We start from the raw sequence: 12,222 nt of genomic DNA on the forward strand, positions 1-12,222 counted from the left end.
GCTCGGATGCCGACAATTCGCCAATTGCCGACCAGCGTGGTCAATAAGATCGCCGCAGGGGAAGTGATCGAACGCCCCGCCAGCGTCGTCAAAGAGCTGATGGAAAACTCGGTCGACGCCGGCGCGACGCGCGTTGACGTTACAATCGAGCATGGCGGCAGCGAACTTGTCCGCATCACCGACAACGGCTGCGGCATCTCTGAAGAGCAGTTGCAACTCTCGGTCGCGTCGCACGCGACCAGCAAGATCGTCGACGCGGACGATCTGTTCCATGTTGGGACGCTTGGGTTCCGCGGCGAAGCTTTGGCGTCGATCGCCGAAGTGAGTCAGTTCCGTCTTCGCAGCCGTACGCCGGACTCCGACGCCGCCGCCGAGATGTACGTCAACGGCGGTCAGATCGTGGAAGTGACGCCGTGCGGCGCCGCCGTCGGTACGACGATCGAAGTTCGCAACCTCTTCTTCAACACGCCGGTGCGGAAGAAGTTTTTGCGAACGACGCAGACCGAGTTCGGCCATTTGAGCGAAGCGTTTACGCGTATCGCGCTCGCCTTTCCGCATGTCCACTTCACGCTGAAGCATGGGGCTCGCCAGATCTACGATCTGCCGCCGAGCGACAATTGGCGCGAACGGCTAGCGGCCTTCTTCGGCGATGAGATCGCAACGCATCTGATCCAGGTCGACAACTCGGACGATACGATTCGCCTGTCAGGCTACGTCGCCGATCCGAAGTTCAATCGCGCCAACAACAAGATGCAGTTCCTGTTCTTGAACGGCCGCCACATTCGCGATCGCGCTTTGCAACATGCGTTGTCGGAAGCGTATCGCGGCTTGCTGCTGACCGGACGCTATCCGATCGCCTTCTTGCGGTTGCAGATGCCGCCGGAGATGGTCGACGTCAACGTTCACCCGACGAAGCTGGAAGTTCGTTTCCAGGACAGCGGCCGGATCTACAGTCAGCTGCTCGGGACCCTCCGGACAAAGTTTCTCTCGACCGACCTGACCGCGACCTACAAGCCGATCGAAGCGGACGATCTGCATGGCGCGTCGAGCGGCGGCGGCAACATCAACGGCCACGACGTCGAAACGGCCGCCAAGATGCGGGAAGAACTGGTCGCGTGGGCGAAAGGGCAATTGCCGTCCGATACCGATTCCCCCAGCCAGCGCCGCGAAGTGCAGGAGACGCTCGATCTCGATTTCCGCTCGCCGCGGCGTCAGCCGCTGGAACTGAGCCGCTTCGATCGGGATGCCCTGCAGAGCGGTCCTCCGGCGCTGCAGCGGAATGGGCAACCGACGGTCGAATCAGCCCGGATTGATCAGCCGCACGAGGCGCCCTCCGGTCCGACCCCGGGCCGCGCACTACAATTACATCGTCGCTACCTGGTGACTGAAACGCCGGAAGGGATGGTGGTTATCGATCAGCATGCGCTCCACGAGCGGATCCTGTACGAAGAATTCCGGGAGAAGGCGCTGGCCGGCCGTCTGGAGACGCAGAGCCTGCTCGCTCCCGAAACGATGCATTTGTCGCCGTCGGAATACTCGGCGGTGATGGAGGCCCAAGAGCCGCTGGCGAAACTTGGGTTCCAGGTCGAATCCTTTGGGGGGGATACGATCCTGATTAGCAGCTATCCGGCCATCCTCGATCGGCGCAAACCAAGCGACACATTGCGAGAAATGATCGATCATTTGGTGGGGGACGGTAAACGCCCCGATCGCCGTGACTTGCTGGACGAATTGCTGCATATGATGTCCTGCAAAGCGGCCATTAAGGCGGGAGATCGCCTTTCGGCCGAAGAAATCGACGCCTTGTTAGAACTGCGGCACCTGTGCCAAGACGCCCATCATTGCCCGCACGGTCGCCCCACTTCGCTGGTTTTTACGAAAGAAGAGCTTGATCGGCGCTTTGAGAGGATTTGATCCGAACTCGCGTTCGAGCCAAAATAAAGGATTCGACCAATGCCGGTGGAACAGCCCCCTATCAAATCTGTTGGTACTTCTCCCTCCATGATCTGCGTCAGCATCGGCCGCGGCCGACATAAACATATCATCGCCGAGCATCGTCACCTGGTCGATTTGGGCGTCAAGCTGGTCGAACTGCGCCTCGACTATATCAACGGTACGATCAAGCTGAAGCGTTTGCTCACCGACCGTCCCGGTCCGGTGCTGGTTACCGTCCGTCGCGAACAGGATGGCGGCCGCTGGGCGCCAGGCATGGAAGCGGAACGTCAGATGGTGCTGCGGACCGCGATCGTCGAAGGCGCCGACTACGTCGATATCGAAGAAGACATCGCCGCCAACATCCCGCGCTACGGCTCGACCAAGCGAATCATCAGCTACCACAACTTCCGCGAGACGCCGCTCGACATCGAAGAGCTCCATCACCGGATGTGCCAGCTCGATCCCGATATCGTCAAACTCGCCACGATGGCCAACTCGCCGCACGACAACATCCGGATGTTGAAACTAGCGCAGCGCAGTAAAGTGCCGACCATCGCACTTTGCATGGGCGACATGGGAACGCCGACCCGCATCCTGGCGCCCAAGTTCGGCGTGCCGATCACCTACTCGACTTACTCGAACGAGCGGACCCTCGCTCCGGGGCAGATCGGCTACCAGCAGATGCGTGAAGTTTACGGCTACGAAGATATCAACGCCGACACCGAGATCTACGGCGTCATCGCCGATCCGATCGGTCATAGCCTCAGCCCACAGCTTCATAACGCTTGCTTCCGTCAGCAAGGAATGAATCGCTGCTACATTCCGTTCCGCGTGCCGCGTGAGCATCTCGCCTCGTTCATCCAGGAAGACTGCCCGGCCCTCGACATCAAAGGGCTGAGCGTCACGATCCCGCACAAAGAATCGATTGTGAAGCTGATCAAGAAGCCGGACGCCGCGGTTACCGGCATCGGCGCCGCCAACACGATCTTGTTTGGCGAAGGGGGCCCGTCCGGTTTCAACTCCGACTGCGACGCCGCGCTGGCCAGCCTGGCGACCGCATTCCCCAAGGAACTCGCCAATCCGTTTGAAAACAAGTCGGCCTTGGTGCTCGGCGCCGGCGGCGTCGCGAAGGCGATCGCGTGGGGGCTGAAGAACCGCGGCGTCGACGTGATCATCTCGAGCCGCAACGACGAAAGCGCCGCCGAATTGGCGGAGAGCCTCGGTTGCCGCACGGTGACCTGGGACGATCGCGGCTTGGAACGGGTCGACATCTTGATTAACGGGACGCCGGTCGGCATGCATCCGAACGTCAACGAATCGCCGATCGACAAGGTTCGTCTCCGCGCTGGCATGGTCGTCTTCGACACCGTCTACAATCCTGAACAGACGCTGCTGGTCAAAGAATCGCGACAGCGCGATTGCAAGGTCGTGACCGGCGTCGACATGTTCGTCCGTCAGGCGGCGCTGCAGTATGAACGGTTCACCGGCGTCGAGCCGTCGCGCGATTTGATGCGGGACACGCTGAAGAAGATCACTGGCGCCGCGAAAGCGAGTTAGCGAATGAATTTGGCGCTCGTGGGGTTTCGCGGTGTCGGCAAGTCGCATGTCGCCCGGTTGTTGGGGGAGCGACTCGGTTGGCCGGCCGTCGACGCTGACGTCGAGCTGCAAACGCGTGCGCAGCAGACCATCGCCGAGATCTTCGCCGCCGATGGAGAACAGGCCTTTCGCGACCTGGAAACGGCCGTGGTCGCCGATCTCACGCAGCGTGATCAACAAGTAATCGCGCTCGGCGGCGGGGCCGTTCTGCGGGCCGAGAACCGCGCTGCGATTCGTTCCAATTGCTTTACCGTTTGGCTGACGGCCGATGCCGAGACGATCCTGGCTCGCATTTCCGCCGATACGGCGACTGCGGCGCAACGTCCCGGTTTGACCGACAAGCAGCCGCTTGACGAGATTCAGCATCTGCTCGAAGTTCGCGAGCCGCTCTATCGCGAAGCGGCCGACGCGATCGTCGATACGCAAACCCGAACGCCGGAAGAAGCGGCCGACGAAATCTACCAACTCTTCGCTCCGAAAATCGAGTCGGCGTCGTAAGCCGCAAGGAAATGCAGACGTGAACGCCTGGCTCGCACTATCGATCGAACTGCGGATGTTTTTGCTGATGGTGATCGGTGCGTTCGCCGGCGGCCAGATCAACCGCGCCATCTATCGACTCCGCTCGACCCCTGCGAACATCGATCCGTGGACCAAGCCGCTCGACGGCGCTCCGCCCCGATCGTGGTTCGATTGGATCCCGGTCTTCGGCTGGCTTTCCCTCAGTCGCGAAGTTCCGCTGCATGGCGGCTACTATTGGGTTCGGCCTTTGTTGATCGACCTCTTCTTCACGCTCGTTACGCCCTACTACTACTGGATCATGGTCCAGGGCGAACTTGTGCCGGAGATCATCATGACCCCGGCGGCGCAGATGCAAGGGACCCTACATGCGACGTTCCTCAGTCACATGGCGCTGATCTGCTTTATGACGGTCGCCACCTTCATCGACTTTGACGAACGATTGATCCCCGACGAGATTACGATCCCTGGGCTTTTGCTCGGCTTGATCTTCGCCACCGTGATGCCGATGTCGCTGTTGACGGTGCCCGATCCGCCGGTCACGTACGTGCCAATCCAATTCAGCGGAACGATCGAACCGACCTTCCTGCGACTAACGACCGGCGATCAGCCGTGGCCTGAGGCGTTGAACGGCGGGATGGGACTCGCGATCGGGCTCATCTTGTATCTGGGGTGGTGGCTCGCGATCACGCCGAAGATCATCTGGTGGCGGAAAGGGCTGAAACGGGGCTGCGATTTTCTCGTCGGCAGTTTTCGTCGCTACGCACTGACTCCGTTTTATCTGGGGCTGCTGGCGATCGGTCTGCTTGGAATATCGGCCGTTTGGTTCTTGGCCGGCGGGAATGATTCGTGGCAAGGGCTCCTCTCGTCATTGTGCGGAATGGCGTTCGCCGGAGCGCTCATCTGGCTTGTGCGGATTTTCGCCGGCGCCGCACTTGGACGCGAAGCGATGGGGTTTGGCGACGTGACGCTGATGTTCATGATCGGCGCCTACGTCGGTTGGCAGCCGTCGATTGCGGTCTTCTTTTTGGCGCCGATGATCGCTTGCTTGTTCGCCGTGGGACGTTGGCTGATGACCGGCGACGTCGCCTTGGCGTTTGGTCCCTACCTTTGCTTCGGGACGATGTTCGTCTTCCTCTGGTGGCCCGGTTTCTGGCAACAATACGCGCCGATGTTGGTCCTCGGCTGGATGTTGCCGGCGATCTTCTTAGCGCTGCCGATCTGCGTCGGCATGATCCTCTGGCCCTGGCAAATCTTCAAAGAACGGGTCCTCTTCCGGGATTCGTAATCCATTCGTAGCCCGCAGCGCGAGCGAGGGAAATGCGTTGGGCTACTCCCCGGCGGTTCGGTATTGCCGGCCGCATTTCCCTCGCTGGCGCTTCGGGCTACTAATGATGTGCTTTTCGCCTTGTTTTCGGGGCGAAAATTTCTCCCCGCACGGCCGTTAGAAAAAGCTAAGCTTCAGCAGGAGAACTGTCTGATGCTGCGCCCATTTTTCCATACGATCACCGATTTGTCCGCCGACGCCGAGCTCGTACGCGCTCGCCGCTATGGGATCATCGTCGTGCGGAAGTCGCAGTTGGAAGCGATTCACTTTCGCCCCTGGCCGAAGATGATCTCTCGGCTCGAGGTGATGACGATCGGGCGGTACGTCCATCAGCGATCCCGAGGGGACTATTGCTGGCTCTACTACAACGCTCCCCTCACTGCGCCCGACTTTTTGTCGCTGGTCTACGTCGTCTCGGGGAAGGAAACCACTTGGCGGACGTTTCGGACGGCGCTGGCGACGCTCGACGAAGTGGCGCGGCTGCGAAACGCCGCGGCGATCGTGACCGACGTCTCCAATCCGCAGATATCCGAACGCAATCTGAGCCGCAACGGCTGGGAGCCGCATTGCGCCCATCTGCCGGGCCGCAACTACATCAAGCGGTTCTATGGCGACTATCCGCGACTCGCGGCAGGGACGCACCGTCGGGAAGTGCTAGCGTCGTAGGAAAACGACCTTGCCTGCATAAAGCACGCTTGCTACGATCCGCCCCGCTGGCCAGATTGTCTCAAGTTTCGAACCCGATTTGCCGACACGATGTTCCGCTTTGTCGCCGCCATACTGTTGTTTGCGTTCGCCGTTGGGTGCACCAGCGACGCTGCGCTGCGTCAGCAGGTCCAGACCGCTCAGCAGCAACAGGCCGCTCAAATCGCCGAATTCCAACGCCGCGCTTCGGGGCTCGACGCCAACAATCAAGACCTGCACGCTCAGATCGCTCAGTCGCAGCAACAAGCCAGAATCTTGCAGGACGAAGTCGGCCTGCTGAAGAAACAGCTTCGCGACGCCGGCGAACAGCTTTCGATGGCTCAGCAGCAAATCGCTTCGGCCAAGCAAGAGAACACCACGTTGCTGGCGTCGACGCGCCAACGAGGCGGAGCGATCATCACGCCGAACAACAGCTTGCAGCAAAGCGTCTCGCAGATTCAGATTCCTGGCGCTACGGTTCGCGTCGACGGCGATCTGATTCGGATCGAGGTTCCGGCCGATCTGGTCTTCATGACCGGCACCAATCAACTGCATCAAAACGCTTACGCGACGCTCGACCAGGTCGCCGGCGTCATCCGTCAGCAGTTCCCTCGCAACCTGATCGGCGTCGAAGGACATACCGACAACCAACCTGCTTCGCCGCCGTTCGCGTCGCAGCATCAGCTCTCGGCCAGCATGGCCCAAGCGACGTTCGATCAACTGGTCGCTCGCGGCCAGGTGCCGGCCAATCGGATGTTCGTCGTCGGCCACGGGGGCAATCACCCGGTCGTCTCGAATGCGACTCCGGCTGGTCAGGCTCGCAACCGCCGAGTCGACATCGTCATCTACCCGGACGATGCCAGCTCTTAATGCTGGTCTAACGTCCGTTTCTCGCCCCTTTTTGGGCGCCTGACGATTTCGGCCGATCCGAATTACAATGGATCGCTCCGCCGCTGAACTTTTTGCGCTGTAGTGCGTCCGTTGGGCGGAGCAAGTTCGACCGTGCCAGATCCAAAGCGAGCCGCGATGATCACAATTATCGACTACCAGATGGGCAACCTTCGCAGCGTGCAAAAGGCGATCGAGAAGGTAGGGCACCACGCGGTCATCAGCAGCGACCCGAAGGAAATCGCCCAAGCCGATCACTTGATCCTGCCGGGCGTCGGCGCGTTTGAAGACGCGATCGCCGAGCTCCGTCATCGCGATATGGTCGGTCCGATCAAAGATCACATCGCCGCCGGCAAGCCGCTGCTGGGGATCTGCCTTGGCTTGCAGTTGCTGTTCGACGTCGGCTACGAAGGGGGCGAGCACGAAGGGCTGGGAATTGTGCCTGGCAAGGTCGTTCGGTTTGAAGTTCCGCCGGAGCTGAAGGTCCCCCACATGGGTTGGAACCAGGTAACCTTCCGCCACAAGCCGCCGATCTTCGAAGGGATCGAGCCGCAGACCCACTTCTACTTCGTCCACTCTTATTACGTCGTTCCAGATGACGAGGCGGTCGTCGCTGTCGAAGCGACCTACCACAAGCCGTTTTGTGCCGCGATCTGGCGCGACAATCTGATCGCGACACAGTTCCACCCCGAAAAAAGCCAGGCCAGCGGTTTGCATGTCCTGAAGAACTTCGCCGAGTGGAATCCGTCGGTTTAGGCCGAATTCGCGCTTCTTTAGCGTTGTCAAAGTCTTTGCGGCAAGTGGCAAATACTTGTCGCTGGAGGCTTTATGTGGGATATTTGATGTAGCGGAACCCTCACGGATTCGCTTTGTTCTTTGCAAGCAGCTCGCAGCAGAAAGCTCTGACGTCATGCAGATTTGGCCCGCCATTGATCTTCGAGGCGGTAAATGCGTTCGCCTTCAACAAGGCGATTACAACCGAGAAACTGTTTTCGGCGATGACCCGGCCGATATGGCGAAGCGCTGGGTCGAGCAAGGCGCCGAATGTCTGCATCTGGTCGATCTTGACGGCGCCAAGGATGGTCAAGTCAGCAACCGCAATGCGATCGCGGCGATTCTCGCGGCGGTAAACATCCCCTGCGAATTGGGCGGCGGCATCCGCGACGAGGAAACGATCAAAACGTTGCTCGATCTCGGTATGGCTCGTCTGGTGATCGGCAGTAAAGCGGTGCGTGAGCCTGATTGGTTTGAAGAAATGTGCATGCGTTATCCCGGCAAGTTGGCGCTGGGGATCGACGCACGCGACGGCTTGGCGGCGACCGACGGTTGGCTCGAAACGAGCAATGTCTCGGCGATCACGCTGGCCCAAAAATACGAACACCTGCCGATTGCGGCAGTTATATATACCGACATTGCGACCGACGGCATGATGTCCGGTCCGAACGTCCCGGCGATGGCGGAAATGAAAGCGTCGATTCGCTTTCCGGTCGTCGCTTCCGGCGGCGTGACCACCGTCGAAGACGTCGCCCAACTGGCGGCAGCCGGCTTGGACGGAGCGATTGTCGGACGAACTTTGTACGAAGGAAAAATGACCGTCTCAGCCGCTGTTGAAGCGGCGCGAGCGGCACTTTTATAGCCCGTGGAACGTTACGTCATCCCCATTAGCGAACACGCGACGTAATCAAAGGAGCGTTTAACCGCCGCACTCAATCCGACGCAGCATTCCCAGGCCGACCGTGGCGAGTTTAAGACCGCACCGGCGATCGGCGACTCGCCAAGTCCTCCATCCCCGTTTTAAGGAGTCTTGGTTATGTCTACCCGTCTTGAGGCAAGCGTCCGCGATATTGTGTTGTGCGGTCACGGCTCTTCTGGCAAAACGAGCCTGATTGACCGCATTCTTGAAACGACTCACGAAGTCGAAGGCCGTCACAGCGTGGACGACGGCACCAGCGTTACCGACTTCGAGCCGGAAGAAAAGCTGCATCACTATTCGGTCGATGCGGCGCTCGCTCACTTCCGTCACCGCGGCGTCCGATTCAATTGCATCGACGCTCCCGGATACCCCGACTTCATTGGCCAAACCATTTCGGCCATGCGCGGCGCCGATACCGCCGTCATCGTCATCGACGCCCATAGCGGAATCGCCGTCAACACGCGCCGCGTCTATATAGAAGCGGAACATGCCGGGCTCGGACGAATCATCGTCGTTAACAAGATGGACATCGAAAACGTCGACTATCCGTCCCTGCTCGACTCGATTCGCGAGACGTTCGGTTCCCACTGCATCCCCTTCAATGTGCCATGCGCCAAAGGGGGTCACTTTGACCGGGTGGTCGGCGTGATGGACGACGGGGCCGACGCCAGCGGCGCTTTGGTCGATCCGACCAGATTCCGCCAGCCGCTGATCGAAGCCGCAATCGAAGCGGACGAAGCGTGGATGGAACGTTACTTTGAGGGCGAAGTCCCCAGTCGCGCCGAATTGGCCGATTTGATTCCGCATGCCGTCGCCGCCGGAGCATTGGTTCCGGTCGTCAGTTGCTCGATCAAGTCGGGCGTCGGTTTCACCGAACTGCTCGATGCACTCGCGGTCTGTGCAGTGCCGCCGTCGATGATGCATCGCAGCGCTCTTGGTCCTGACGGCGAGCCGGTTGAATTGAACGGCGATCCCGATGGTCCGTTGGCCGCCCAGGTATTCAAAACGCGGATCGATCCCTTCGTGCAGAAGTTGTCGTACATCCGCGTCTACAACGGCACGCTCCACAAAGACGAATTGATTCACCTCAACAACGGCAGTCGCAAAGGGGTGAAGATTGGTCAGCTGATGGAAGTGCAGGGCTCCGAACTTCGCCCCGTCGACGAAGCCCATCCCGGCGATATCGTCGCGGTCGCCAAGATCGAAGATCTGCATACCGGCGTCAACGAAGGGGATCTGAAACTTCCCGAGATCGACTTCCCCGAACCGATGGTCGGCGTGGCGATCCGTCCGAAGAGCCGCAACGACGAAGCGAAGCTCAACGCGGCGCTGCACAAGTTGGTTGAAGAAGATCCAACGGTCCGAGTCGACCATGATCCGCAAACGCACGAAGTGGTGCTACGGGGAATGAGCGACTTGCATCTCTGCTTGTTGCAGGAACGTCTCTTGCGACGCGATCACGTCGAGATCGAAACGCACGAGCCGAAGATTCCGTATCGCGAAACGATTCAAAGCGAAGCGGAAGGTTCGTTCCGGCACAAGAAGCAGACCGGCGGTCGCGGACAGTTCGCCGAAGTTCATATTCGGGTCTGCCCCTTGCCGCGTGGAACCGACGTTGAAAAGTTCGCCAACAAGAGTCGCTTCCCCCACATGAAGAATCGGCACTACCTGCCGGAATTCAACTTCCTGTGGATCGACTCGGTGGTCGGCGGCGCGATCCCGGGTAACTTCATGCCGGCGATCGAAAAGGGCTTCCTGGAACGGTTGAACCAGGGGGTGTTGACCGGCTGCCAGATCCAGAATCTGTGCGTCGAAGTCTTCTTTGGCAAGTTCCATCCAGTCGACAGCTCGGAAACGGCGTTCAAGATCGCCGGCTCGAAGGTGCTGCGAGACGTCTTCAAGAAGGCGAATCCGGTGCTGCTGGAACCGATGGCCGAACTGGAGATCACCGTTCCGGAAGCGAAAATGGGGGACGTTTACAGCGATCTCTCGACACGCCGCGGTCAGGTGCTGGGGGCACAGAGCGCCAGTCCAGGCTACCAGACGGTCAGCGCCACGGCGCCGCTTGCCGAGGTAATGACTTACGCCAGAACGCTTTCGAGCATGACCGGCGGGCAAGGATCGTACTCGATGCGGTTTAGTCACTACGACGCCGCTCCGCCGAACGTGCAAGACATGGTTCTGCGTCAGTCGGGCCAAGTCGAGGAGGACGATTCGTAACCGATCGTTCTGACGCGTCATCCAAAACAGTCGCCGGCCGAAATGTTGCAGGCAATGCATTCGCCGGCGACTGGACGTTACAAATCGGGTTAAACTTCGCTTTGGGAGAAAGACGAAGAAAACTGCGCCCCTTTGTCTTCCAGGGGGGCGAAGCGTAAGATACAGTCTCGCCCGGGCGGTAAATTTGCCCCGTTTTACCTAGATTGGTACGTCATCATGTGCCCCGCTTTGCACCGTTTCTGTTGTCGCTGTTGTTGTTAGCGCAAAACGCCCCGTCGATCGAGACGTTCTCGGTCGCCATCGTCTCGCCCACAACGCACGCTCGCCGACGCAGGAAACCGCAGCCATGGCCTCTGACGCAAAACTCAAAGAAGATCTTCCTTCGCTGACTGACCGGATTGTCGCCACCTACAAGCAGTTTGGTGGAATCAACTATCTCGGTCATTGCCCGCTGCCGAATTACGACATCGTCGTTTCGACACTCGAAGATCTGAAAGAAATCATCTACCCAGGCTATCGCCGCCGCGAAGGCCTGCACATGGGCAACATCACGTACCATGTCGGCGACCTTATCGATGGACTGCATGACAAGCTGACGACGCAAATCGCGCGAGCGTTGCAGCATGACGAACGCCTGAAGCGCGAACGGGGCGAATGCGAACCGGCCGACGCGATCGACTACGAAGCGAAAGGTCAGGCGATGGCGATTGAGCTGCTCAATCGTCTGCCGAAGCTGCGCGATCAACTGGCGACCGACGTCCAAGCCGCCTACGACGGCGACCCGGCCTGCCGCAGCTTGGACGAAGTGATCTTCTGCTATCCCGGTCTGGAAGCGATTACCGTTTATCGAATCGCGCACGAACTGTACGTCCTCGGCGTGCCGTTCATCCCCCGCATGATGACCGAGTGGGCGCACAAGCAAACCGGCATCGACATTCACCCCGGCGCCACGATCGGCAACTACTTCTTCATCGACCACGGCACCGGCGTCGTGATCGGCCAGACGTGCGAGATCGGCGAGCACGTCAAACTGTACCAAGGCGTGACCCTCGGCGCGTTGTCGTTCGACACCGACTCCGACGGCAACCTGGTCCGCGGCATGAAGCGTCATCCAACGATCGAAGATCACGTCGTCATCTACGCCAATGCGACTGTCTTGGGCGGCCGCACCGTGGTTGGTCACAACTCGGTGATCGCGTCGAGCGTTTGGCTTACCCGCAGCGTCGAACCGCACACGACGGTCCTGCTAGAAAAGCCGCGCCTTCGCCTCCGCAGCGAAGCCCCGGCCGAAGAACTGACGGAAGAAGTGAACTTCCAGATCTAGAGCGTGCTTCCGAATAGTAGCCCGAAGCGCAAGCGAGGG

10 protein-coding genes are annotated in these 12,222 nt (G+C 59.8%); all 10 read left to right on the forward strand.

The features are described from left to right. Positions 1-6: 6 nt before the first annotated feature. Positions 7-1,914 (forward strand): DNA mismatch repair endonuclease MutL, encoded by a 1,908-nt coding sequence (gene mutL / locus LOC68_RS23695; RefSeq protein ID WP_230223351.1) that lies wholly within the window; start codon positions 7-9, stop codon positions 1,912-1,914. Positions 1,915-2,001: 87 nt separating this feature from the next. Then, the gene (gene aroE / locus LOC68_RS23700; RefSeq protein WP_230223353.1) at positions 2,002-3,492 is read left to right on the forward strand and encodes a shikimate dehydrogenase; all 1,491 of its coding nucleotides are present in this window, start codon (positions 2,002-2,004) and stop codon (positions 3,490-3,492) included. A 3-nt stretch (positions 3,493-3,495) separates the two neighbouring features. Beyond that, the gene (locus LOC68_RS23705; protein ID WP_230223355.1) at positions 3,496-4,029 is read left to right on the forward strand and encodes a shikimate kinase; all 534 of its coding nucleotides are present in this window, start codon (positions 3,496-3,498) and stop codon (positions 4,027-4,029) included. Positions 4,030-4,048: 19 nt separating this feature from the next. Beyond that, a complete protein-coding gene (locus LOC68_RS23710; RefSeq protein ID WP_230223356.1) occupies positions 4,049-5,335 on the forward strand; it encodes a prepilin peptidase in 1,287 nt (428 codons plus the stop codon). 192 nt (positions 5,336-5,527) lie between these two features. Continuing rightward, positions 5,528-6,040 (forward strand): hypothetical protein, encoded by a 513-nt coding sequence (locus tag LOC68_RS23715; RefSeq protein ID WP_230223359.1) that lies wholly within the window; start codon positions 5,528-5,530, stop codon positions 6,038-6,040. 90 nt (positions 6,041-6,130) lie between these two features. Beyond that, complete coding sequence (locus LOC68_RS23720) at positions 6,131-6,928, forward strand: OmpA/MotB family protein (protein WP_230223361.1); 798 nt, start codon at positions 6,131-6,133, stop codon at positions 6,926-6,928. A 156-nt stretch (positions 6,929-7,084) separates the two neighbouring features. Beyond that, complete coding sequence (gene hisH / locus LOC68_RS23725; RefSeq protein ID WP_230223363.1) at positions 7,085-7,702, forward strand: imidazole glycerol phosphate synthase subunit HisH; 618 nt, start codon at positions 7,085-7,087, stop codon at positions 7,700-7,702. Positions 7,703-7,856: 154 nt separating this feature from the next. Next, the gene (gene hisA, locus LOC68_RS23730) at positions 7,857-8,582 is read left to right on the forward strand and encodes a 1-(5-phosphoribosyl)-5-[(5-phosphoribosylamino)methylideneamino]imidazole-4-carboxamide isomerase (RefSeq protein WP_230223365.1); all 726 of its coding nucleotides are present in this window, start codon (positions 7,857-7,859) and stop codon (positions 8,580-8,582) included. 174 nt (positions 8,583-8,756) lie between these two features. Next, positions 8,757-10,859: an elongation factor G gene (locus LOC68_RS23735; protein WP_230223367.1), complete on the forward strand. Its 2,103-nt coding sequence runs from the start codon at positions 8,757-8,759 to the stop codon at positions 10,857-10,859. Positions 10,860-11,205: 346 nt separating this feature from the next. Continuing rightward, entirely contained in the window at positions 11,206-12,183 is a 978-nt protein-coding gene (locus tag LOC68_RS23740; protein ID WP_230223368.1) for a serine O-acetyltransferase, read from the forward strand. Positions 12,184-12,222 lie beyond the last annotated feature (39 nt).

The organism is Blastopirellula sediminis, assembly GCF_020966755.1.
Taxonomy (GTDB): Bacteria; Planctomycetota; Planctomycetia; order Pirellulales; family Pirellulaceae; genus Blastopirellula; species Blastopirellula sediminis.

Excerpts from the sequence above, each read along its gene's own strand:
- mutL (WP_230223351.1), top strand. The coding sequence starts at position 7 with ATGCCGACAATTCGCCAATTGCCGACCAGCGTGGTCAATAAGATCGCC.
- aroE (WP_230223353.1), top strand. The coding sequence starts at position 2,002 with ATGATCTGCGTCAGCATCGGCCGCGGCCGACATAAACATATCATCGCC.
- LOC68_RS23705 (WP_230223355.1), top strand. The coding sequence starts at position 3,496 with ATGAATTTGGCGCTCGTGGGGTTTCGCGGTGTCGGCAAGTCGCATGTC.
- LOC68_RS23715 (WP_230223359.1), top strand. The coding sequence starts at position 5,528 with ATGCTGCGCCCATTTTTCCATACGATCACCGATTTGTCCGCCGACGCC.
- LOC68_RS23720 (WP_230223361.1), top strand. The coding sequence starts at position 6,131 with ATGTTCCGCTTTGTCGCCGCCATACTGTTGTTTGCGTTCGCCGTTGGG.
- hisH (WP_230223363.1), top strand. The coding sequence starts at position 7,085 with ATGATCACAATTATCGACTACCAGATGGGCAACCTTCGCAGCGTGCAA.
- hisA (WP_230223365.1), top strand. The coding sequence starts at position 7,857 with ATGCAGATTTGGCCCGCCATTGATCTTCGAGGCGGTAAATGCGTTCGC.
- LOC68_RS23735 (WP_230223367.1), top strand. The coding sequence starts at position 8,757 with ATGTCTACCCGTCTTGAGGCAAGCGTCCGCGATATTGTGTTGTGCGGT.
- LOC68_RS23740 (WP_230223368.1), top strand. The coding sequence starts at position 11,206 with ATGGCCTCTGACGCAAAACTCAAAGAAGATCTTCCTTCGCTGACTGAC.